This window comes from Streptomyces sp. NPDC047085, from assembly GCF_040643735.1.
Taxonomy (GTDB): domain Bacteria; phylum Actinomycetota; class Actinomycetes; order Streptomycetales; family Streptomycetaceae; genus Streptomyces.
In genome coordinates, this window is record NZ_JBEYUW010000001.1 from 46,411 (window position 1) to 69,532 (window position 23,122).

Annotated in this window: 15 protein-coding genes; 3 read left to right on the forward strand and 12 right to left on the reverse strand. The window is 72.5% G+C overall.

Translation table 11 applies throughout. From position 1 onward, the window contains the following. The 10 genes from ABZ865_RS00165 to ABZ865_RS00210 form a co-directional block, all read right to left on the reverse strand. Positions 1–1,959 (reverse strand): alginate lyase family protein, encoded by a 1,959-nt coding sequence (locus ABZ865_RS00165; RefSeq protein WP_361221820.1) that lies wholly within the window; start codon positions 1,957–1,959, stop codon positions 1–3. After that, positions 1,956–4,136: a bi-domain-containing oxidoreductase gene (locus tag ABZ865_RS00170; RefSeq protein ID WP_361221822.1), complete on the reverse strand. Its 2,181-nt coding sequence runs from the start codon at positions 4,134–4,136 to the stop codon at positions 1,956–1,958. The genes ABZ865_RS00165 and ABZ865_RS00170 overlap by 4 nt, the downstream gene beginning before the upstream one ends. 27 nt (positions 4,137–4,163) lie before the next feature. Beyond that, positions 4,164–6,089 (reverse strand): asparagine synthase (glutamine-hydrolyzing), encoded by a 1,926-nt coding sequence (gene asnB, locus ABZ865_RS00175; RefSeq protein ID WP_361221824.1) that lies wholly within the window; start codon positions 6,087–6,089, stop codon positions 4,164–4,166. Positions 6,090–6,092: 3 nt separating this feature from the next. Next, positions 6,093–7,610, reverse strand: coding sequence for a Wzz/FepE/Etk N-terminal domain-containing protein (locus ABZ865_RS00180; protein ID WP_361221826.1), 1,518 nt, complete (start codon positions 7,608–7,610; stop codon positions 6,093–6,095). After that, positions 7,607–8,977: a Wzz/FepE/Etk N-terminal domain-containing protein gene (locus tag ABZ865_RS00185; protein WP_361221828.1), complete on the reverse strand. Its 1,371-nt coding sequence runs from the start codon at positions 8,975–8,977 to the stop codon at positions 7,607–7,609. The genes ABZ865_RS00180 and ABZ865_RS00185 overlap by 4 nt, the downstream gene beginning before the upstream one ends. Further along, positions 8,974–10,239 (reverse strand): glycosyltransferase family 4 protein, encoded by a 1,266-nt coding sequence (locus ABZ865_RS00190; protein WP_361221830.1) that lies wholly within the window; start codon positions 10,237–10,239, stop codon positions 8,974–8,976. The genes ABZ865_RS00185 and ABZ865_RS00190 overlap by 4 nt, the downstream gene beginning before the upstream one ends. Continuing rightward, positions 10,229–11,545 (reverse strand): nucleotide sugar dehydrogenase, encoded by a 1,317-nt coding sequence (locus tag ABZ865_RS00195; RefSeq protein ID WP_361221832.1) that lies wholly within the window; start codon positions 11,543–11,545, stop codon positions 10,229–10,231. Before ABZ865_RS00195 ends, ABZ865_RS00190 begins: the two co-directional genes overlap by 11 nt. An 82-nt stretch (positions 11,546–11,627) precedes the next feature. Further along, complete coding sequence (locus ABZ865_RS00200) at positions 11,628–13,106, reverse strand: sugar transferase (RefSeq protein ID WP_361221834.1); 1,479 nt, start codon at positions 13,104–13,106, stop codon at positions 11,628–11,630. Between the two features lie 613 nt (positions 13,107–13,719). Beyond that, entirely contained in the window at positions 13,720–14,694 is a 975-nt protein-coding gene (locus tag ABZ865_RS00205) for an alpha/beta hydrolase (RefSeq protein ID WP_361224257.1), read from the reverse strand. A gap of 150 nt (positions 14,695–14,844) precedes the next feature. Next, positions 14,845–15,552, reverse strand: coding sequence for an SDR family NAD(P)-dependent oxidoreductase (locus ABZ865_RS00210; RefSeq protein ID WP_361221836.1), 708 nt, complete (start codon positions 15,550–15,552; stop codon positions 14,845–14,847). Between the two features lie 102 nt (positions 15,553–15,654). Between ABZ865_RS00210 and ABZ865_RS00215 the strand changes: the two genes are divergently transcribed. From ABZ865_RS00215 to ABZ865_RS00225, 3 genes are all read left to right on the forward strand, one after another. Continuing rightward, positions 15,655–16,503 (forward strand): helix-turn-helix transcriptional regulator, encoded by an 849-nt coding sequence (locus ABZ865_RS00215; RefSeq protein ID WP_361221838.1) that lies wholly within the window; start codon positions 15,655–15,657, stop codon positions 16,501–16,503. Positions 16,504–16,597: 94 nt separating this feature from the next. Beyond that, positions 16,598–17,542, forward strand: a complete 945-nt coding sequence (locus ABZ865_RS00220) for an ATP-binding cassette domain-containing protein (protein WP_361221840.1) — start codon at positions 16,598–16,600, stop codon at positions 17,540–17,542. Beyond that, positions 17,539–18,300 carry an ABC transporter permease gene (locus ABZ865_RS00225; RefSeq protein WP_361221842.1) on the forward strand — a complete coding sequence of 254 codons (762 nt, stop codon included), beginning with the start codon at positions 17,539–17,541 and terminating at the stop codon, positions 18,298–18,300. Before ABZ865_RS00220 ends, ABZ865_RS00225 begins: the two co-directional genes overlap by 4 nt. On the opposite strand, the gene ABZ865_RS00230 is transcribed toward ABZ865_RS00225, so the two are convergent. Both ABZ865_RS00230 and ABZ865_RS00235 read right to left on the reverse strand, forming a co-directional pair. Beyond that, the gene (locus ABZ865_RS00230; RefSeq protein ID WP_361221844.1) at positions 18,284–21,448 is read right to left on the reverse strand and encodes a BTAD domain-containing putative transcriptional regulator; all 3,165 of its coding nucleotides are present in this window, start codon (positions 21,446–21,448) and stop codon (positions 18,284–18,286) included. The genes ABZ865_RS00225 and ABZ865_RS00230 overlap by 17 nt on opposite strands. Positions 21,449–21,523: 75 nt before the next feature. Beyond that, positions 21,524–22,507 (reverse strand): DUF4232 domain-containing protein, encoded by a 984-nt coding sequence (locus ABZ865_RS00235; protein ID WP_361221846.1) that lies wholly within the window; start codon positions 22,505–22,507, stop codon positions 21,524–21,526. Positions 22,508–23,122: the final 615 nt, after the last annotated feature.

Genomic DNA, 23,122 nt, shown 5'->3' on the forward strand with positions numbered 1-23,122 from the left:
CTAGCCGCGGAACCTGAGCACAGTGGTGAAGCCCTCCGTGCCGTCGGTGAAGCCGGTGCCGACCAGGGTGGTGGCGGGTTCCTTGCGCCCGAATCCTGCGGAGTACCAGCCCAGCGGCGGCTCGGTCGCGCCGCGATGCGCCTGCCAGGACAGCTGCCCGGGCAGGTCGAGCGTCGCGGAGCGGTCCTCGCCGTCCCGGGCCCAGGTGAGCTCGGCCCGGTTGTCCACCAGGTCCGCGGTGATCGCCGGGCCGAGGTGGAAGGCCAGTCGCACGGCCCCGCCCGGACCGCGCACCTCGTCGACCACCCTCAGCTCCCGGCTCTCCGCCGTGAGTTCCACCTGGCGGCGGTGCACCGAGCCCTGGTAGCCGTCGTGCTCCGCGCTCCAGCGGGCCGCCCCCTGGCCGGACGGGTCCGCGACCAGTACGCGGGTGTCGGCATGCCGGGTCCACAGGAACGGGCCGCCGGAGACGGACTGGTCGGCGCCGTCCAGCTCGAGGGTGTTGTGGCCGAGGGTCGAGCGGAAGTACTGCCGCCATTCGGGCTGCCCGTGGTAGCAGTACGTCCCGGGGTCGGCGAGCACGTCGACCCCGTCGTGCCGGACCTCGACGGACAGCGCGTCCGCGTGGGCGTGCGCGGCGATGGACAGGAAGCCGTGCGGACCGCCGTCGCAGCGGCACCAGATCTCCTCCGGGCCGCGCAGGATCGTCATGCCCGCGTCGGCGAAGTGCCCCGGCCTGCTTGCCGGGCGGGACACGGCCGGTCCGGTTCCGTTTTTCGCGTACGGCCGGATCAGCGCGGCCAGCAGCGGGGTGCGCACATCGGTGCCGGTCACGGCCGGCCACCAGTCGAGCCGGCCGAACACGGCCTCGCCGGTGGACAGCAGCGAGCCCCAGCGGTCGGTGCCCTCGCCGTCCAGGATCAGACCGTGCCCGTCGTCCGCGTCGCCCTGGCGCGGCGGCCGCAGCCGGTTGTCCACGACGGCCGCGAGCGCGTCGGTCATCCGCAGCAGCACCAGGCGGACGGTCGCGGGAACCGGCAGGCCTGCGGCGTCGGCCTCGGCGACCGCGGCCAGACCGAGCTCCAGCACCAGGCCGTGGTACTCGGAGGCCAGCTCGCGGTTGAGGCCGGAGAGGAAGGTGTTGCTGCGCAGATGCCGATCGAGCGAGCGCAGGGCGTCGGCCCGCCAGCGCTGCGAGTCGGGGAACCAGCCGAACGCGCAGGCCGCAGCGAACTGTCCGGCGGCCTCGGCGATGACGTGGTTGTTCGCCGAGGACCCCCGGCTGGGGAAGGCGGCCAGCCAGCGCTGGTGGTGCCAGATCTGGTTCAGCGCCACCGGGTTGTCCTCGAACAGCCCGGCCGCGCCCGGCCAGCCCTCCAGCAGCCGGCGCACCCACACCCACGACAGCAGCCGGATGCCCAGCTCGATACCGCTGATCCAATGGACGCCTCGCAGCGGCGGGTTGGCCTCCCACCACGACCGCAGGTGCGCGGCGACGCGCTCGGCGTACCGCTCGTCCCCGGTGATCGCGTAGGCGGCGGCGAGCTGGGTGAGGTGGTGGTGCCGGGACAGCTCCCAGATCTGCTTGATGTCCCCGACCGCGTCCTCGCTGCGGTACGGCACGTCGAAGGCGTAGCCCGACGGGGCCCGGCGCCCGGTCTTCGGGTCGTACCACCAGTCCGGGTCGACCAGGTCGTCGCGGGCCACCCCGAAGTACTCGACGTGCCCGTCCATCAGCCGGTCCGCCTCGGCGACGAGGCGTTTCGCGGCGTCCGACGGCACCGCGGCGATCGCCTCCGCGGGCAGTACCGCGGTGAACCGGGCGCCGGTCACGCTCGGGCAGGTCGGCGGCGCGGACCGCCACCGCCGTCTGCGCAGCGTGTCGCCCACCCGGCCCGCGACCTCCTGCGGTCCCATCCGGGACAGCCGCCGCAGGTACCAGCCCGCGCTCATGGTCATCGCGCCTGCTCCAACGTCACCGGCGCGCCGCCGACCAGGCCGGCCTGCACGGCGAGGGTGGCCGCGGTGGTGGCGACCAGCGACTGAAGCGGCACCGGCATCGGCCCGCCGGTGCGAACGGCCTTGACGAACGCGGCCAGTTCGGCGTTCTGGCCCTTGTCGCGGGCCTTGGGCAGCCGCGAACTGACCCACTTCTTGCGGCCGTAGACCGAGGCACGGACGAAGTCGTCGAGCCGCAGCACCTTGCCGTCGGCGACCAGGTCCAGCGTCTCCTTGGGGAAGCCGGGCGCGCCGGTGGTGACGTAGCTGATGGTGGCGGTGGACCCGTCCGGGTAGCGCAGGACGACCTGCAGGTCCTCGTTGCCGGAGGGGGCGACCGCGTAGACGGAGACCGGGTCGGCGTCGAGCAGCCAGCTCGCCGTGTCGATGAAGTGCCCGCCCTCGCCCGCGAACCGTGAACCCTCGGTGCCTTGCTGGAGGTACCAGCTGCCGTGCTGCAGCCGGCCCGCGTTGACCAGGTAGCGCAGGCTCGCCGGGCCGGTCCGGGCACCGAACCGCGTCTTGGCCTCCTGCAGCAGCGGCGCGAAGCGGCGGTTGAAGCCCACCTGCAGCCGGTCGTTGCCGGACTCCTCCACCGCAGCGAGCACCCCGGCCAGTTCGTCCTCGGTGAGGGCCAGGGGCTTCTCCACGAAGACGGCCTTGCCGGCCAGCAGTGCCTTGCGGGTCAGGTCGGCGTGCGAGCTGTGCCGGGTGACCACGAACACCGCGTCGATGGACTTGTCGCCGAGCACGGCGTCGAGGTCGGTGGTCGCCTCGGTGAAGCCGAACTTCCGCTGCGCGTTGGCCGCGGACAGCGCCGTCGTGGTGACGACGGTCGACAGCTCCACGCCCTCGCGCTGCGCCAGGTGCGGCAGCAGCATCGACGTCGCGTAGTTCCCGGCGCCGACGAACGCCAGCTTCACCGGCGTCCTGGCGGCGGGGGCCGGACTCGGCTTCACGGTCACCGCGGGCACGGCGACCACCGGGGCCTTCGCTTCCTCCGCGTCCCCCGCCTGTTCCGGGTACCGGAACAGCGCGGTGATGGCCTTCAGCTCGCCGTCCTTCAGGCGCTGGTAGGTCTCGACGGCGTCGTCGAAGTCGGCGACGTGGGAGATCAGGGGCTCCACGTCGACGCGGCCGCGGGCGGCGAGGTCGAGGAAGCAGGCCAGGTTGCGGCGCTCGGTCCAGCGGACGTAACCGATCGGGTAGTCGCGGCCCTCCAGTTCGTACGACGGGTCGTAGCGCCCGGGGCCGTACGAGCGGGAGAAGCGGACGTCGAGTTCCTTCTCGTAGTACGCGTTCCACGGCAGGTCGAGGCGGCACTTGCCGATGTCGACGACCCGGCCGCGGTCCCGGGCCAACTTGGCGGCCAGCTCGACGGGCTGGTTGCTGCCGCCGCCGGCGGCCAGGTACACCTGGTCCACGCCGTGTCCGTCGGTGAGTTCGGCGACGGCGTTCTCCACGGCCGCGGAGGCGGGGTCGCCGCAGGCCGCGGCGCCCAGGCGCTCGGCGAGCTCGCAGCGCGCCGGGTCGGGGTCGGCGCCGACGACGCGGACTCCCGAGGCGGCCAGGAGCTGTACCACCAGCTGCCCGATCAGCCCGAGGCCGATGACCAGGGCCACTTCGCCGAGCTGCGGCTCGCCCTGGCGGACGCCCTGCATGGCGATCGACCCGACGGTGCCGAAGGCCGCGTGCTGCGGCGCGAGGCCGTCCGGCACCGGCACGTAGAGGTTCTTGGGCACCCAGTTGAGCTCGGCGTGCAGGGCGTGCTCGTTGCCTGCGCAGGCCACGAGGTCGCCGACCTTCACGTCGTCGATCCCGGCGCCGACCTGCTCGACCACACCGCACAGCGAGTAGCCCAGCGGGGTGTAGGAGTCCAGCTTGCCCATCACCTTGCGGTAGGTGGCGGGCACCCCGTTGGTGGCCACGCTCTGCATGACCTTGGCGACCTGGTCCGGGCGGGAGCGGGCCTTGCCCAGCATCGACATGCCGGCCTCGGACACCTTCATGAGCTCGGTGCCGGTGGAGATCAGCGAGTAGGTGCTGCGGACCAGCACACCGCCCGGCTTGCACCCCGGCACCGGAACGTCGAGCACCGCCAGCTCGCCGCTCTTGTAGTTCTGTACGACCTGTTTCACCCGAACTCCTCTGAAATTCCTAAGCCGTCAAACGAGTGCTCTGGCCGGACCAGAGGTCGCGTCGCGATACCAGTACTCGAGCGTCAGTACGTGCCACAGATGCTTGGAGAAGTCCTGCTGTCCGGCGGCGTCCTCGGCGACCATCCGCTTCAGTGCGTCGCGGCGCAGGATCCCGGACCGGACGAGCTCACCGTCGTTGACCACCTCGCGCACCAGCGGTGCCAGATCCCGGCTCATCCAGGCCCGCAGCGGGGCGCTGAACAAGCCCTTGGGCCGGTACACGATCTCCCGGGGCAGAATCGAGGTGGCCGCCGCCTTCAGGACCGCCTTGCCCTGCCGTCCGGCGATCTTGCGGTCACCGGGGATCGCGAACGCCGCCTTGACCACCTCGACGTCCACGTACGGCGTCCGTACCTCGGTCGACGCGGCCATGCTGGAGCGGTCGGTGTACGTGAGGTTCAGGCCCGGCAGGAACATCCGGGCGTCGGTCAGGCACATGCGGTTGACGAAGTCGTCGAGCTCGTTGTCCTGGTAGACGTCCCTGTGTTCGGTCAGCACGTCGTCGACCGTTCCGGCCAGGTCCGGATCGAGCAGGGCGAGCAGCTCGTCCTGGTCGTACATGGTGTAGCTGCGCCGGAACGCGGTCTCCTCCGGCAGGTCGGCGAAGGACAGGAACCGCTTCGCGAAGCGCACCGACCGGTATCCCCGCCGGGACGTGGCGACCGGCAGCCGGTCCACGGCCGCGGACACCCCGCGCCGCAGGGGCCGCGGGACGCGCTGGTAGCGCAGCGCGATCAGGTTGGCCAGGTGCTTGCGGTAGCCGGCGAACAGCTCGTCGGCGCCCATTCCCGAGAGCATCACCTTGACCCCGGCCTCGCGTGCGGCCGTACAGATCAGGAATGTGTTGATCGCGGCGGGGTCGCCGATCGGCTCGTCCAGGTGGTACGTCATCTCCGGAAGCAGGTCGAGCACGTTCGGGGCGATCTCGATCTCGTGCAGGTCGACGCCGAACCGCTGGGCCACCTGCCGGGCATAGCGCAGGTCGTCCGGCATCGCCTCGAACTTGGCGTCCTCGGCGCGGAAGCCGATCGTGTAGGCGGAGATGCCCGGTTGGTGGCGGGCCGCCAGCGCGGTCAGGTAGCTGGAGTCGAGACCGCCGGACAGGAAGGTCGCCACGGGCACGTCGGAGAGCAGGTGCTTTCGTGTCGACTCCTCGACGACGGCGGCCAGGTCCGGCTGCTCGCCGGCGCGGGCCCGCTCCCGGCCCTCGGCGGCGACGTCCTTCAGGTCCCAGAACCGGCCGCGCTCCACCCGGCCGTCGGGCCGGCACCGCAGCCAGCTGCCGGGCGGCAGCTTCTCCGCCTCGCGGAACGCGCAGCGCGAGTCCGGCACCCAGTAATAGAGGAGGGAGGCCACCAGCGCTGCGTGGTCCACCTCCAGCCTGCCGCCGGTCGCGGCGGCGAGCGCCTTCAGCTCGGAGGCGAACACCAGGCCCTCGCCGCGCCGCAGCAGGAACAGCGGCTTGATGCCCAACTGGTCGCGGGCCAGGACCAGTTCACCGGTGCACTCGTCGAAGATGCCGAACGCGAACATGCCGCGCAGCCGGGGCAGACAGTCGGTGCCCCAGCGCCGCCAGGCCTCAAGGAGTACCTCGGTGTCGGAGGTGCCACGGAAGCGCACCCCGGCCGCCTCCAACTCGGCGCGCAGCTCGGGCGCGTTGTACAGCTCGCCGTTGTACGTCAGGGCGAGGCCGTCGGAGACCATCGGCTGGGCGCCGGTCTCGGTCAGGTCGATGATGGAAAGGCGGCGGTGCCCGAGGTGCACCTCGCCGTCACCGACGGGGTGGCCGTAGCGGCCCGCCCCGTCCGGACCGCGGTGGGCGAGGGTGTCGGTGAGCCGGTCGGTCACGACCTTTCCGTCCGGCCAGCGGTAGGTGCCTGCGATGCCACACATGTGCTACCGCCCGTCCTGGTCGTTGCCCGGGGCGCGTGCGGCCCAGATCGGCTGCCGCTCCGTCCGCGGCTGGTTGGTGCCGTTGTGCCGTGGCGGGTGTTCGGCGCGGCCGCGCAGCGCGGTGTGCAGCCCGTCCCACAGGGTGCCGTCGGTGCGGTCGCGCGGATCGGGGTCGATCAGCACCACACCGATCACCGGGATGCGCTGGTCCGCGAGCTGCCGCGCCACGGTGTGCAGCCAGGCGGCGCTGCCGTGTCCGGCCCGCACGACGAGCACGGTCTGGGTGCCGAGATGGCGCAGGTCGGTCCATGCCGTGCCGGGCGCCACCGAGCCGACGCCAATGCGGCGCTCCTGAGGCGACAGGGTCGCGGCACGCTCGCCGCTGACCACGGGCGGATCTCCCGGCTTTGTGCGGCCTTCGAGCTGCGTGCCGGGCAGAGCGTCGACGACGGTTACCGGCCCCTGTGCCGCCATGGCCCTGGCGAGGTCCAGGGCGATCACACTGGTGCTGCGCGCGCAGCCCAGTTCCAGCAGCGACACCGGTTCCGCCAAGTCACCCGCGGTGCGGGCCAGGGTCGCGGTGAGCCGTTCACGGGTCACCCGGGTCCGTCGGCGCTGCCACAGCTTGCCCGAGCGGCGCGGCAGCTCCGCGATGACCGAGGCGCCCAGGTTCGCGGCGATGTCCCGGCGCAGCACGGGGCGGTCCGCCACCACCGTGCCGACCGCGGCCAGCGCAAGCCCGAGGACGAGCCCGAGGATCAGCCCGACCGCGGCGTCGGTGACCAGGGCCTTGGGCAGGGAGTGGCGCACCGCGCGCGGCGTGTCCACGATCTGCGTGCCGGCGATGACCTGGGGGGTGCCGGTGCGGGCGTCCTCGGCGCGCTGGTCGAAGTCGGAGATGCGCGAGTTGAGTTCGGCGCGGCGGGCGAAGAGAGACTCGATGCTCGCCGAGGCCTTCGGGTCGCTGTCCGGCGATCGGTTTCCGATCTCCTTGTTGACCTGGGCGAGCTCCTGCCGCATGCGGTCACGCTGGTCCAGCAGGGCCTTGGCCTCGGCCTGCGCGGTGTCCCGCATCCGCCGCACATGGTCGGCGACGAACGCGTCGGCCAGAGCCTTGGCGCGGGCCACCGCGTGCGCGTCGCTGTCGCCTGTCACGGTGATCTGCAGCAGATTGTTGGTCAGACCGGCGCCCTGGTAGTCCTTCATGAAGTCCTCCGGTTTTTCCGGGGACTTCAGGGACTGCAGGGCCTTGTCGGCGATCCGCGTGGTCTGCAGCAGCTGGACGTCGGTACGTATCAGCGTTCCGGTGTCGTTCGGCTGGTCCTCCGCGTGCGCGACCAGCACCTTGGTCACCGCGGTCGGCGGCGGCGGCATCAGGATGGCCACCGCCGCGCCGAGCAGCAGGCCGAGGAGCGCCATGGTCGTCCACAGGCGGCGGCGCCGGCGCACCGCCACCACCAGCGCCTGCAGGTCGATGAGCGGGGTGGCGGCCGACGACTCAGACGTCGTGCTTGTCGTCACGCTGAACCTCCCGTTGCGTGGCCGCGCACCGCGAGCGCCAGCGTGGCGTCGTCGGGAAGCGGGCCGGCGGACCGCGTGGGGCGGGCCTGGACCAGGCCGGCGACGACGATGCCGACGACCTCGTGCCTGCCGTCCGCGCATGCCTCCGCGATGCCGGTGAGCTCTTCCGCGGTCCAGCTGTCGGCGCTGAGGACCACCAGGGCGCCGGACTCGTTCTCGCGGTCCGGCACGAACGGTCGGTCCACCGAAACCTCCACCATCCGCAGCACCGGACCGCTCCTGGCCTCGGCGGCGAGCTGTCCCGCGGCCCGGCGGGCGATCTCGTCGCCCTCCGGTACGACGATCAACAGCCGCTGGGCAGAGGGCAGTCGCTCCTTCAGGCGGGCACACACCCGCCGGTAGCGGAGCCGTCTGCCGGCCTCGTCGCCGGACTTCTGCAGGGCCGGTACGTTCCATGGGGTGTCGACGCCGAGGAGCCGGCGGACCCGGGCTCGTGAGCCCCCGGCTTCCGGCCGGTGCGCGCGCCGTTCACCGGCCACGTCGACGGTGCCCAGGAGCGTCGAACCCAGCGCCGCGGCGATCTCCGGCTCCGTGCGCAGCCGGCGGTTCATGCGTGCGGCGACGAGATGGCCGATGACCGCGAGCAGGAAGAACAGCAGCGCTCCCCCGACGATCAGCTGGATCCTCGTGGGCGCCGCTTCGCCGGTCGGCGGGGCGGCGGGCCCCATGACGACCATGCCTGCCTTGTTGGTCGCCGGGTTGGCCTCGTCCACCTTCTTCATGGCCCCCTCCAGCGAGGTGCGCAGGTTCTCGAGCGCGGTGCGGGCCTGCACGCTCTCCACGGTCTGACCAGGGTCGGCCGCCTTGGCCAGGTCGCTGATGCGGCGGTTGGTCTCCTCGACCTTCTTGCGCAGCGCGTCGTTCGTCGTGGTGGTTGCGGAGTCCGTGCCGCTGCCCGCGATCTGCGCGGTGTACTGCACGAATTGCCGGGCCACCTGGTCGGCCAACTGCTGTGCGCGCTTCGGGGTGTCGGCCGTACCGGCGATGGTGATGATGTTCCCGTCCGCGGCCTTGGCGCTGACCTGGTCCCGCAGTTCGGTGTTGCTGACGCCGGACCAGTGCAGAGCGTCGGCCGCGCGGTCGACCACCGCCGAACTGGTCGCGAGGTCCACCTGGGTGAGCAGCTCACGCTCCTCCCACAGTCCCGGCAGCAGCACCGGCGCCGACGCCGTGTAACGCGGTGGGAACACCACGACCGAGGCGCCGAAGCCGACCAGCGCGCCCACGACGGCGAGGACGGCGAGAAGCCGCCAGCGCCGACGGAATATCCGCCCGATGGTGACCAGGCGTATCGTGTCCTCGCTCAACTGCGCTGCCTCTTCCCTGTACGGACCGGGTCGTCCGCCGACACCGGGGCGTGGTCACGGCAGGCGGCGGCGTAGGCGGCGAGCAGTGACGCCTGCGAGTTCCGCCAGGAGAGCGGCCCGCTGACCCGCTCCCGGCCGATCTCGCCCATCCGGGCCCGCTTCTCCGGATCGTCCAGCAGCAGCGCGACGAGCTTGGCGAACTCGGCCTCGTCGTTGGCGGGCGCGTAGACGGCGGCGTCACCGGCGGAGACGCGCGCCTCCTTCAGGTCGAACGAGACGATCGGCCGGCCCATCACCATGTACTCCAGGACCTTGTTCATGGTCGACACGTCGTTGAGCGGATTGTGCGGGTCGGGGGAGAGGCACACGTCCGCGGTGGACAGGTAGCGCACCAGGTCGGCGTCCGGGATGCGCCCGGTGAACTCCACCTGCTCCGCGAGCCCGAGCCGCCGGGACAGCTCCACCATCTGGTCGAAGGTGTCGCCGGCGCCGACGAACACCGCGTGCCAGTCGGTCCGCCCGAACTCCTCGCGCAGCTTCGCGAGGGCCCGCAGCGCGTAGTCGACCCCGTCCTGCGGGCCCATGACGCCGAGATAGCACAGCAGATGGGGCTTGCCGCGCTTCAGCTCCGGCTCGGGCGGCACGGGACGGAACCGGTCGATGTCGGGCGCGCTGCGCACCACGAACACGTCCTCGGGCCGCCGGCCGCCTCGGCGCACCGCGACGTCCCGGTAGCTCTCGTTCGTGGCGAGTACGACGTCCGCGGCCCGGTAGGTCCGCCGCTCCAGCGCGCACACCGCGCGGTAGAGCAGGTCCTCGCCGCGGCCGAACCGGGAGAGGTACAACTCCGGTACCAGGTCGTGCTGGTCGAAGACGAACCGCGCGCCGCGCCGCTTCAGCCACAGAGCCGGCAGGAACAGCAGGTCGGGCGGGTTGCAGGCGTGGACCACGTCGACCGGACCGACCTTCCGGGCCAGCCGGGCCGTGTGCCACAGCGCCGATCCGTACTCCTTGAGATAGCCGGCCGGCCCTCCGGTGGCCGCGCGCAACGGGTAGCGGTGGATCCGCACCCCGTCGATCTCCGCCTCCGGCTCCGTGTCCCGCTTGCTCCCCTGGGGACAGATGACGTGCACCGTCCAGCCCGCGTCGCGCAGCGTCGTGCACTCCTGCCACACCCGCCGGTCGAACGGCACCGACAGGTTCTCCACCAGGATCAGCGCGCGCCGGCCGTGCCCGTCGCCGCTGGTCGTGTCACCAAGCAAGGCCCATGTATCCCGGTTCGGCCCGGCGCGCCTCGGCGTCGGGAAGGCGGATGAGGTCGACGATCACCGGGCTGTCGCCGTGCGGCAGCGCCGACAGCACGTCCGGATCCCTGGTCCCGACCAGGCACACCTCGGCGTGCTCGAGCACCTCGTCGACGGAGTTCGCGAGCAGCTGCGCGAGGTGCGGCAGCCGGTTCTCGATGTACTCGCGGTTCGCGCCGAGCAGCCGGGAGAGGCTGACGTTGGCGTCGTAGATCTTGAGGTCGTACCCCTTGCCGAAGAGCCGCTCCGCCAGCTCGACCAGCGGGCTCTCGCGGAGGTCGTCGGTGCCGGGTTTGAAGGACAGCCCGAACAGGCCCACCCGGCGCCTGCCGGTGCGCTCGACCAGCTCCACCGCGCGCTGCAGGTGGTCGGCGTTGGAGGGCAGCACATGGGCGAGGATGGGCACCGACACGTCGGCCCGCTGCGCGGCGTGGACCAGGCTGCGCAGGTCCTTGGGCAGGCAGGAGCCGCCGAAGGCGAAGCCGGGCCGCAGATAGGCGGGGCTGATGTTCAGCTTGCGGTCGGCCAGGAACACGTCCATCACCTGGTGCGAGTCCACCCCGAGCGCCTGGCACACCGCGCCCAGCTCGTTCGCGAAGCCGATCTTGAGGCCGTGGAACGCGTTGTCCGCGTACTTGATCGCCTCGGCGGTCGGGATCGGCACCCGGAACACCTCGCCGGGCAGGCCGTCGTACAGCGCGGCCACCGTGTCGCCGCTCGCCGGGTCGAGTTCGCCGATGACGGTCTTGGGCGGGTCGAAGAAGTCCCGCACGCTCGTGCCCTCGCGCAGGAACTCCGGGTTGACCGCGACCTCGAGGTCCACCCCGGCCGTGCCGCCGACGTACTTCTCCAGGATCGGCACCAGCAGGTTCAGGCAGGTGCCCGGGAGCATGGTGCTGCGGAAGACGACGGTGTGCCGCCCGCCCCGCTCGGCCAGCGCCGCGCCGATCTGCTCGGTGACCCGCTCCAAGTACGTGGTGCACAGGCTGCCGTTGGGCTCCGACGGCGTGCCCACGCAGACCAGCGACACCTCGCTGCCCATGATCGCCTCGCGGACGTCGCCGGTGGCGCGCAGCGCCCTGGTCCCCACGACCTCGGCGATGAGCTCGCCTATCCGCTCCTCGACCACCGGGGCCTTGCCGTCGTTGACCAGGTCGACCTTCACCTGGTTCACGTCCACGCCGATGACCTCGTGACCCATGCCGGCCAGGCACGCGGCCGACACACAGCCCACGTAGCCGAGCCCGAAAACGCTGACCTTCATGACCCGTTCCTCCCCCCAGGCAGGCCCTCCCGGCCTGCGGTCCGCGTGCCGGCGGCACCGTTGGATTGCAGCCCCCCGCGCATCAGTAGGCCCCCTGCCCGTAGAGCACCGCACGCAGCGTCTTCCACAAGATCACTGTGTCCAGGGCGAGCGACCAGTCCTCCACGTACCGCAGGTCCAGCCGGACCGCCTCCTCCCACGACAGGTCGCTGCGTCCGCTGATCTGCCACAGGCCGGTGAGCCCGGGCTTGACCAGCAGCCGCCGCCGGATGTCCGGGCCGTACGCGGCGCACTCCTCCGGCAGCGGAGGCCGCGGGCCGACGAGCGACATCGATCCGGTCAGCACGTTGAAGAGCTGCGGGAGTTCGTCGATCGAGTACCGGCGCAGCACCGCTCCCACCCGGGTCACCCGCGGATCCCGGCGGAGCTTGAACAGCGGCCCGGCGCCCTCGTTGCGGTCGGCCAGCGCGGCACGTGCCCGGTCGGCCCCGGCGACCATGGTGCGGAACTTGAGAATCGTGAACTCGCGGCCGTCCTTGCCGACCCGGCGCTGGCGGTAGAACGCCCCACCCCGGCTCCCCGCCATGACGAGCAGGGCGACGAACACCATCAGCGGCGCGAACAGCAGCAGCAGGATCGCTGCGCCCAGCCGGTCGACGACCCCTTTGACCGCCCGGCGGCCCCCGGTGAAGGTCGGCATGCTGACCCGCAGCAGCGGGATCCCGAGCACCGCGTCGACGTGCAGCCGTGGGCCGGCCACCTCCATCAGCACCGGCGCCACGATCATCTCGGCGTCGCTGCCTTCGAGGTTCCAGGCCAGCCGCTGCAGCCGGTCCGGTGACCAGTGCGGGTCCGGTGTGACGGCGACGACGCGGTAGCCGTCGCGGCGGACGTGGTGGGCGACATCCGCCAGCGGGCCGACGATCGGCACTCCGTCCAGGTGGTCACCGTCGAGCCCGAGACCGCCCGTCGTGCACACCGCGTCCACCCGCCAGCCGAGGTGCGGGAACTTGCGGGTCCGGGTGATCAGGTCGCGCACGGTGGCCACGCTCCCGGCGGCGAGCACCGGTCTCAGGCACCGCCCTTCCTTCCGCTGTCTGTGCAGCCAGAGGCGCAGCAGATAGCGCGCGGGCATGGTGATCAGCGCGATCGCGGGGATCGCGACGAAGATCCAGAGTTTGATATTGCGCGAGGTGAGAGCGATTCCGCCGAGTGCGAGTACGACGGTCGCCATGAACAGTGAGCGTCCAAGACGGCGGAATTCCTCTGCTCCTTGGCCGAGAACGGCCGGTGCCCACGACCGGCTCACCGCGAGCGCTCCCAGCACCAGCAGCTCGGTGCCGAAAGCGAGAATTCCCCACTTCTCGTGCCAGTTGGCCGCGTCCCGGGCCCCGAAGAAATTACCGATCGCCGCGACCACGAAGGCGGTGGTCACGGTGTCGCTGATGATCACGGTACGGCGATACCGCTGCTCCCACTCGATCGCGGGCCGGCTGATCGCCTCGTTCGCCAGCCGTTCGCGCGTAGACGCGGACGGGCTGACAAGTCCCCCTTGCCGCACAGAACCCCCCAGGTCCCCAGTGGTACGACGTGTTCGTCCAACACTGATCCCCCGTCGGGAGGCCCCCGCCTCCCGCACCGTGCTGTTCCTCCCCTCGGGAGGCCCCCGCCCCCCGCGCATGACCTCCCGGCTGATTTCAGAGCAACGTGAACAACTCACCCCGGCGGCAGCGGCTCGCACGTCCTGCGGGACGCTCGAGGTGCGTGAGAACCCGTCGACGAAACCTCGGATGCTCCCCGCACCCGAAGCCCCTTTCGGGCTCCACGAATTGATCACCCCCACGTCCGGCGCCGGGCACGCGACTCCTGGCTTTCCGTAGCGCCGGACCTAAAGATCATTAAGGTCGCCTCATGTCCGAACAGCTGAAGCAAGGTCAATCTAGACCATCGTGGCCGGTATGAAGAGAGGATGTGTGTAATTTGTGCTCAGCCTTGGGATTTGCGCTCTGCCGCTCCAGCTCTGATACGGGACGCACCGATCGGTGAGGCCGGAGAACGGCACGCTCTGCCGTGTGCCGGGCAACCTCGGCGGGGCGGGCCGGGAGTGAACTCGCGTCCCGCCCCGCCGAGTTCGACGCCCTGGCCTGGTCGCGGCCGGTGCCGAACGCGATCCGTCAGCCGTGCAGGGCGGCCTTGAGGGCGTCGATGGCGAGGCTTCGGGCCACGTTGGTGCCGTGGCAGTCGCGGAGGCTGTCGAGCATCATGAAGTCGTGCACGATGCCGAGGACGCGGACGGCGGTGACCGGGACGCCGGCGTCCCGCAGCCGGGCGGCGTAGGCCTCGCCCTCGTCGCGCAGCACATCGGCCTCGTCGGTGATCACCAGGGCGGGCGGCAGGTCCCGCAGGTCGTCGACGGAGGCGCGCAGGGGGGACGCGTAGCGCTCCTTGCGCTGGGAGTCGTCGGACGTGTACTGGTCCCAGAACCAGAGCATGCCGTCCCGGGTGAGGTAGTAGCCGTCGGCGAACTGCAGGTACGACGGCGTGTCGAAGCCCGCGTCGGTGACCGGGTAGAGCAGCACCTGCGCGGCGAGGCGGACGTCGCCGCGGTCCTTGGCCATCTGGGCGAGCACCGCCGCCATGTTGCCGCCGACCGAGTCGCCGCAGGCGGCCAGGCGCGCGGGGTCCAGCCCGTGCCCGGCGCCCTCGGCCACGACCCAGCGGGCGACGGCGTAGTTCTGCTCGATCTGGGTGGGGTAGCGGGCCTCGGGAGCGCGGTCGTAGACCGGGAACGCGAGGGCCGCGTCCGCGCCGACGGCCAGTTCCCGCACCAGGCGGTCGTGGGTGTTCTCGTCCCCGAAGACCCAGCCGGCGCCGTGGATGTAGAAGATCACCGGCAGCGGGCCCTCGATGCCCTTGGGCCTGATGACACGGGTCCGTACGGTGCCCCACTCGCCGGCGTCGACGGTCACCCACTCCTCGTCGATCTCCGGCTTGGCCACGCCCTCCCCGGCCTGGAGGCCGGCGAGGAGGTCACGGCCCTGGTCGGGCGGGACCTCGTAGATGCGGGGGTGGGGAGCGGTGGCCTCGACGAGTTCCTGGGCCGCGCGCTCCAGGGTCGGAGCGGGCGGCGGGGGCAGATCCTTCACGATGAATCTCCAGAGTTGCCGGTGGGCCGCGCGTGCGGGTCACCTGCCCAGTCTCGCGCCACATCCGCCGACCGGCATCACGGGCGCCCCACGGGCACCAGGGCCCGCGACCCCGGCAAGATCCGGAAGGCAGGCCCCAGGTCACCAGGGCGGTCACCAGGGCAGTACGCCGGCCGCGTTCTGGAAGGTGCCGGTGGGCCCGTCGGGGCCGATGCCGGCCAGGCGGACGATGACCTCGGCGCCCTCCTCGACGGTCTGGGTGCCGGAGTGGTGGTTCAGGTCGGTGGCGGTGAAGCCGGGGTCGGCGGCGTTGATCCGGATCCCGTCGAACGCCTTGGCGTACTGCACGGTGAGCATGTTCAGCGCGGCCTTGGAGGCCGGGTAGGCGAGCCCGGGGTAGAAGTGCTCGGGCGCGGCCGGGTCGGCCAGGGCCGGGGTGTATCCCAGGCCGCTGCTCACGTTGACCACGACCGGGTTGGCGGAGCGCCGGAGCAGCGGCAGGAAGGCGTGCAGGACCCGGACGGCACCGAGGACGTTCGTCTCGAACACGGTCCGTACGTCGTCGGCGGTGGTCGCGGCGGCGTCGACGAACCCGCCGTCCGGCCGGCGCGGCTCGATGCCGGCGTTGTTGACCAGGACGTCCAGTCCGCCCTCCGCCTCGATCGTCCTGACCGCGGCGGCGACGGAGGCGTCGTCGGTGACGTCCAGCCGGACGAAGCGCGCGCCCAGCTCCTCGGCGGCGCGGCGGCCCCGCTCGGGGTCGCGGGCGCCGACGTAGACGGTGTGACCCGCGGCGATCAGCCGGCGGGCGGTCTCGTGGCCGAGACCCTTGTTGGCTCCGGTGATGAGTGTGTTCGTCATGCCCCCAGCGTCGGCCGGAGCCGGGTGACCAGCCAGAAGACGCGTTTTCCTAGGACTGTCGGTACCAGGAAGGCCCGCGCGCGGCGCGGCACACTGGACGTCATGGCGGCGACTGCGGAACTCGGGGCGGCGATCCACCGCTGGCGCGACCGGCTCGCACCCGGCGACGTCGGCCTGCCCTCCGGCGGCCGCAGACGCGCCTCGGGGCTGCGCCGCGAGGAGCTGGCGCAGCTGGCCGGGATCTCGGTCGACTATGTGATGCGGCTGGAGCAGGGCCGCGCCACCAACCCGTCGTCACAGGTCGTGGAGGCGCTGACGCGCGCGCTCCGCCTCTCGACGGCCGAGCGGGACCACCTCTACCGGCTGGCCGGCCTCGCCCCGCCGAGCCCGAAGACCGTGCCCGCCTTCATCCCGCCGAGCGTGCAACGGCTGCTGGACCGGCTGGCCGGGACCCCGGTCGCGGTCTACGACGCCACCTGGACCCTGCTGGTCGCCAACCCGCCGTACGCGGCCCTGATGGGCGACTCCACCCACTGGCGCGGCCGCGAACTAAACGGCGTCTGGCGGCACTTCCTTGGCTCCGGTTACGGCGTCACCTACACGCCCGAGGCCCGCGCCGCCTTCGAGACCGCACTCGTCGCCGACCTGCGTACCGCCGCCGAGCGCTACCCGGCCGACCGCCGCCTGCGCGACCTGATCGCCGAACTCCGCGAAAACAGCGCCCGTTTCGCCGAACTCTGGGACACCGGCGCGGTGGGCCTGCACGACGCGGCCCGCAAGACCGTCGAGCACCGACTGGTCGGCCCGCTGACCCTCGACTGCGACGTCCTCTCCGTGGCCGGCAGCGACCTCCGCATCATGGTCTACACCGCCGAACCCGGCACCGAGGACGCCGAACGCCTCGCCCTGCTCATGGTCCTGGGCACCCAGGACGTCCGGTCCGCGCCCTGAACGCGCGCTGCCGTGCGCCGCGTCAGCGACCGTGTCAGTGGTAATGACAGGGGCGTGACAGGGGCGTGACAGGCCCGGCCGGGACGGTCAGGGCATGAGAAGTTCGGCGATCGCAGTTTCAGGGCTGCGCAAGGCATACGGCGACAAAGTCGTGCTCGACGGCATCGACTTCGACGTCGCCGAGGGATCGGTTTTCTCCCTGCTCGGCCCCAACGGGGCGGGCAAGACGACGACGGTGAACATCCTGACGACGTTGATGAACGCCGACGCGGGGACGGTGCGCGTCGCCGGGCACGACGTGGCGACCGCGACCAAGGACGTGCGCGCGGTCATCGGCGTGACCGGTCAGTTCGCCGCGGTGGACGAGCTGTTGTCGGGCCGGGAGAACCTGCGGCTGATGGCGGACCTGAAGCGCGTGCGCTCCGGCGACCAGGTGGTCGCGGGGCTGCTGGAGCGGTTCGACCTGGTGGAGTCGGCGGACAAGCCGGCGTCGGCCTACTCCGGCGGCATGCGCCGGAAGCTGGACCTGGCGATGACGCTGGTCGGCGACCCGCGGATCATCTTCCTGGACGAGCCGACGACGGGCCTCGACCCGCGCAGCCGGCGCACGATGTGGGAGATCGTCCGCGAGCTCGTGGCCGACGGCACCACCATCTTCCTGACCACCCAGTACCTCGAGGAGGCCGATCAGCTCGCCGACCGGATCGCGGTGCTGGACCAGGGCCGGCTGGTCGCCCAGGGCACCCCCGAGGAGCTCAAGCGCCGGGTCCCCGGCGGCCACATCCGCCTCCGGTTCAACGACGTCCAGCAGATGAACGCCGCGGAGCAGCGCCTCGCGCTCAGCACGGTCACGCGTGACGACGAGGCGCTCGCCCTGCAGATCCCGAGCGACGGCAGCATCCCCGCACTCCGCGCCGTGCTCGACGTGCTCGAAGGCTCCGGCATCCACGCCGAGGCGCTGACGGTGCACACCCCCGACCTGGATGACGTCTTCCTCGCCCTGACCGGGCGGGCGAACAAGGAGGCGATGGCACAGTGAGCGGCATCTCCACGGCGCTGGCCGACTCGGCGATCATGTTGCGCCGCAATCTGAAGCACACCCTGCGGAACCCGCTCGTGCTGTTCAACGCGGTCCTGTTCCCGATCGTGATCATGCTTCTGTTCGTCAAGGTGTTCGGCGGCGCGTTCAGCGTCGGCGACGACTACGTCGACTACGCGACGCCCGGCATGCTCGTGATGGCCGTCAGCTACGGGCTGGGGGCCACCGCGACGTCCGTGAACGACGACATGACGAAGGGCATCATCAACCGGTTCAAGGTCATGGACATCTCCCGCGGTGCCGTGCTGACCGGGCAGGTCGTCGTCACGACCGTGCGCTGTCTGGTGGCCGACGCGGCCATCGTCGGCGTGGCCTTCGCGATGGGGTTCGCCCCGGACGCGAGCGCCCTCGACTGGCTCGGCGTGTTCGGTCTGGTCGTGCTGCTCAGCTTCGCGGCCGGCTGGCTCACCGTCGCCCTGGGGCTCGCCGCGAAGACCGCGGAGTCCGCGGGCCTGGCCACCGTGCCGCTGATCATGCTGCCGTTCCTGAGCAGCGCGTTCGTGCCCGCGGACACGATGGGGACCGGCGTGCGGCAGTTCGCGGAGTACCAGCCCTTCACCCCGGTCATCGAGACGCTGCGCGGGCTGCTGGCGGGCGACCCGCCGACGGGCGACGCGATCGCGGCCGTCGCCTGGTGCGCCGGGCTCGCCGTCGTCGGGTACGGGTGGGCGGTCGCCACGTTCAAGAAGCGAGCGTGACCTCGGCCAGCCGGGACCAGTCGGTCCGCGTCCCCTCCCGAGCCGCCTCGGCGAACCCCGCGTCGCCGAGGCGGCTCCGCGCGGCCTGCTCGATCCGGGTCACGTCCGGGTGGGAGCGGTCCTGCAGCCCGCGCACGCCCGCGCTCGCCGCGAGCAGCCGTACGGCCTGCTCGTGCTCGTCACGGCGCAGTGCCAGGTCCGCGACCCCGACGAGCACCTGCGCGATCAGCGGCGCGTGCCCGGCCTCGGACGCCGCCTCGCAGGCCGCCGCGCGGTGCGCCCGGGCCTCGCCGAGGTCGTCCGCGAGATAGCCGAGCACGTCGTGCGTCGCCGCGCGGATGTTCGCCCGTTCCGCCTCGTCGCCCAGTACGGCCGTCGCGACGCCGAGTTGCCTGCGCGCCTCCGCGAAGTCGCCGCCCCACCGGGCGAGTTCCGCCTTCGAGAAGGCCAGCACGGCCAGCGCGCCCGGCCAGGTGACCCGCTTTGCGCACCGCTGCGCCTCGGCGAGGGCGGCCGCGCCGGCGTCCTCGTCGCCCAGCAGCCAGTACAGCTGCGCCTGCCGCGACCGTATCCGGATGACGTCCTCGGTGGTGCCGACCTCGGTGACGACCGCGACCGCCTGCTCGTAGTGCTCGCACGCGGCGGCGAACTCGCCGCGCACGGCGCTCTGTTCGGCCAGCTCGCTCAGGGCGAACGAGATCCCGAACCGCTCGCCGAGCGCCCGGAACTCGGCGAGCGCCGTCTCCAGGTACGCGTCCGCGTCCCGCCCGCCCCGGCCGAGCACGATCCGCATCTTGCCCAGCTGCAGCCGGGCCAGCGCGCGCACCCAGGGGTCCTCGTCGTCCAGCAGTGATTCGAACGCCGGCAGGAACGCGTCGGGCGCCTCCAGCATGCGTTCCAGCGCGGCGACGAACCCCAGCGCCGGGTGGCGGTGCGGGCCGGGCCGACTGCTCCGGCTGAACCGGTGCGCCTTGTGGATCCACTCCGCGGCCAGGTGCTCGTCGCCCGGACCGGAGGTCACGAACATCGATATGAGGGCGTACACCGTGGCCCGGACCCCGTCGCTCACGTCACCGGGCGTCCGGGCGGCGGCGGTGAGCAGTTCGAAGCCCTCGGTCCGGTGGCCGCCGAGCCACCAGTACCAGCCCGCGGCCGCCGCCAGCCGCATCGCCGCCTGTGCCTCACCCGCCGCGAGCGCGCCGCGGATCGCCGCGCCGATGTTGTCGTGCTCGGCGTCGAGCGTGGCCAGCCAGTGCAGTTGCTCGGCGCGGCGCAGGTGCGGCTCCGCGGTCTCGGTGAGCTCGGTGAAGTGGGCCAGATGCGCGTGGCGCGCCCACTCGGCTTCCCCCGCCTCCGCGAGCCGGTGCCCGGCGTACTCCTTGATCGTGCCGAGCATGCGGTAGCGCGGGGTGCCGTCGCCCTCGGCGAGCAGCAGCGACTTCTCGGTCAGCGCGGTGAGCAGTTCGAGCACCTGCTCCCGCTCGACCGCGTCGCCCACGCAGACCCGTTCGGCCGCTTCCAGGCTTGCCCCGCCGGAGAACACCGAGAGCCTGCGCAGCACCGTCCGTTCGGCGTCGGTGAGCAGCTCCCAGCTCCAGTCGACCACCGCGCGCAGCGTCTTGTGCCGGGGCAGCGCGGTCCGGCTGCCGATGCTCAGCAGGCGGAACCGGTCGTCGAGCCGGCGGGCGAGCTGGTCGACGGACATCGTGCGCAACCGGGCCGCGGCCAGTTCGATCGCCAGCGGCATCCCGTCCAGCGCCCGGCAGACGCGCAGCATCGTCGCCGGCGTACGGACGTCGACCGCGAGATCCCGGCGCACCGCCCCGGCCCGGTCCCGCAGCAGCCGGACGGCGGGCGAGGACTCGATCTCGTCCGGGCCCGCGTCCGCCTCCGGCAGAGCCAGCGGCTCGACCAGCCACAGCGCCTCACCGGTGATGCCGAGCGGTTCCCGGCTCGTGGCCAGGATCCGCAGCCGCCGGCACTCCCCGAGCACCCGGTGCGCGAACACCGCCGCCGCCTCGATCACGTGCTCGCAGTTGTCCAGGATCAGCAGCGCCTCCCGCTCGCGGATCGCGGCGATGAGCCGGTCCGTCAGCTCCGCGTTCGGGGCCTCGCCGAGCAGCGCGTCCCGCAGGCCGAGCCCGGCGAGCGTCGACTGGGCCACGTCGGTCACGTCGCCGTCCGCGCCGACGGCGGCGAGCTCCACCAGCCAGGCCCCGTCAGGCAGTTCGCCGAGCAGGGTGCGCGCGGTCTCCGTGGCCAGCCTGGTCTTGCCCGAACCGCCCGGCCCGATCAGGGTGGTGAGCCGGTGCTCGGTCATGAGCCCCCGGACCGCGGCGACATCGCCGTCCCTGCCGACGAAACTGGTCAGCTCGGCCCGCAGGTTGGTCCTGCGGGCGGTCTCCTCGCGCCGTCCCAACTCGCCGCGCAGCAGCGCGACATGCACGGCGGACAGCTCCGGCGAGGGGTCGACGCCCAGCGTGTCGGCCAGGGCCTCCCTCGTCCGCTGGTACACCAGCAGCCCCTCGCTGTCGCGACCGGCCGCGACGAGGGCGCGCATCAGCGCGGCGACGAGCCGCTCCCGCACCGGGTGCGCGGCCACCAGGTCGGACAGCTCCGTGACCAGCTCCGCACCGTTGCCGAGACCGGTCTCCGCGTCGAACCGGTCCTCCATGGCCGTCAGGCGCAGCCCCTCCAGCCGGACGACCGCCGCGTCGAACGTCGCACTGTCCCGCAGACCGACGTCCTGCAGCGCCGCACCGCGCCACAGGCCGACGGCCTCGCGCAGCAGCCGTATCCGGCGTGGATCGTCCCCGGCGCGGCCCCGGCCCGCGACGACGAGGCGTTCGAAGCGCACCGCGTCGACGTCGTCGGGCTCCACCGCCAACCGGTAGCCGTCCGGCTGCCCCTCGACCACCCCGTCCGGCAGTGTCTTCCGCAGCCGGGAGACCAAGCGGTGCAGGGCGTTCGTCGCGTCGACGGGCGGGTGCTCACCCCAGATCCAGTCCACGAGCGACGCCTTCGGGACCACGTGCCCAGGCCTGAGCGCGAGGGCGATCAGCAGTCCGCGCAGCCGCGCGCCCGGTACGTCGGCCAAGGCGCCGTCGTCCGTGCGAACCTCCAGTGGACCCAGCATCCCGATCTGCACCCGCCGATTTTGTCACGGGCGTTCGCCACGGCTTCTGCCGCTGCGGGGCCGCCGCGGGGCCGTTCCGGGGGTCCCTCACCGCTCCTTCTGCCAGGCGTGGATGCCCAGCTTGCCGGTGGTGCCGAGGTCGAGTTCCGGGGTCACCATGACGGGGTGGGCGCCGGGCCCGGCCCAGACGCGGACGTAGGGGGCGTCGACCCCGCCGTCGGGGCCCTGCACCGTGTTGCGCCAGACCAGGCCGGCCTGGGCGCGTTCGCCGGGGGCGAGGGTGAGCGGGCGGTCGGTGCCGTCCGGGCCGTCGGAGACGGTGATCTCGCTCGGCGGGACGATGCGCACCTCGTCGACGGGGCGGTGGTCGGCGTCGAGGATCTGCAGGCGGGGGCGGCTGTTCAGCGTGTAACCGGTCTTGCCGCAGTTCTCCAGATGCAGGCCCACGACGCGCAGCCCCATGGCGGCATCCCCCTGATCGATGTACAGGCGCACGCCCGAGGCGGGGCACGGGCCGCCCTGGGAGGGGGCCTCGTCCGTGGGGACGCTGCGGACCTTGAGGATGCTCACGCGCGTGCCGCCGTCGACGCCACCGGGGGTCCGGTCCAGCGGGACCGTTCCCCGCACGGTCCGGCCGGCGCCGACCGGGCCCACGACCCGCTCCATGTTGGAGTACCCCTGCATCGTGAAGGTGATCGTGTACGTCATCGTCGCCGCACCGTGGTTGGTGACCTCGAACTCCGCCGCCGGGGCGGCGGACGGGTCACAGCCGGTGCCGGCGGCGCCCGGCGAACCGCCGTAGATGCCGGTGATCCTCACCCCGTCCTTCTCGGTGCCCTCGGTGGCCGGGACCGGGCTCGGTGTTCCGGACGGGTGCGGAGCGGCGGTGGCGGTCGACGGTGTGGTCGGCTCGCCTCCGTATCGCGGCATGTCGGAGAGACACCGGGTCCCGGGGCTCACGACGCCGGGGCCGCGCGGGTCGGCCTGCGGGGAGCCGCACCCGGCGACGGCGAGGACGGCCGCCGCGGCAAGGGTGCCTGCCGCGGTCCGGCCGGTCTGGGATCTGCGCATCCAGCGAGTCGATCAGGACCCGACCACCCAGACAGTGACGGAAGCCACTCCTCCAGTCACAGCCCTGTCACAGCCACCCGCCCCCTCCGGCCGACGGCGGACCCGGACAGCGGCGATCCGGCTGGACGGTGACCCCCGGTCGAGGGCCCCCTGGTCGGGCGGCTCCCGCGGACGGCGGCGTGCCCGGTCGGGTAGCCCCCTGCCCGCCGGCGGCCATTCCAGCTGGCGGCGGCCTTCGTCCGACCGCGCCTCCGGTCGGGCGTGCCCCGGCGCCGCAGCCCCCGCCGGCAGTGACCCCGCCGGGTGTGTCATTCGGCGGGGTCCGGGACTGGTCGTCCTTGGTCGAAGGCGCCCCTGGTCGGGCGGCTCCTGTGGACGGCGGCGTGCCCGGTCGGCGGTGATTCCGGTCGGGTAACCCCTGCCCGCCGGCGGCCATCCCAGCAGGCGGCGACCTTCGCCCGACCGCGATCCGGGGCGGGCGTGCCCCCGGCGCCGCAGCCCCCGCCGGCAGTCACCGCAGCCGGCAGTGATCCCGCCGGGTGTGTCCGGCGGGGTCCGGGACTCGTCGTCCTTGGGCGAGGGCGCCCTGGTCGGGCGGCTCCTGCGGCGGGCGGC

Bases quoted from the DNA above. Each gene is read 5' to 3' on its own strand.
- ABZ865_RS00210 (WP_361221836.1), bottom strand. From the start codon at position 15,552: ATGACGAACACACTCATCACCGGAGCCAACAAGGGTCTCGGCCACGAG.
- ABZ865_RS00165 (WP_361221820.1), bottom strand. From the start codon at position 1,959: ATGACCATGAGCGCGGGCTGGTACCTGCGGCGGCTGTCCCGGATGGGA.
- ABZ865_RS00235 (WP_361221846.1), bottom strand. From the start codon at position 22,507: ATGCGCAGATCCCAGACCGGCCGGACCGCGGCAGGCACCCTTGCCGCG.
- ABZ865_RS00215 (WP_361221838.1), top strand. From the start codon at position 15,655: ATGGCGGCGACTGCGGAACTCGGGGCGGCGATCCACCGCTGGCGCGAC.
- ABZ865_RS00220 (WP_361221840.1), top strand. From the start codon at position 16,598: ATGAGAAGTTCGGCGATCGCAGTTTCAGGGCTGCGCAAGGCATACGGC.
- asnB (WP_361221824.1), bottom strand. From the start codon at position 6,089: ATGTGTGGCATCGCAGGCACCTACCGCTGGCCGGACGGAAAGGTCGTG.
- ABZ865_RS00195 (WP_361221832.1), bottom strand. From the start codon at position 11,545: ATGAAGGTCAGCGTTTTCGGGCTCGGCTACGTGGGCTGTGTGTCGGCC.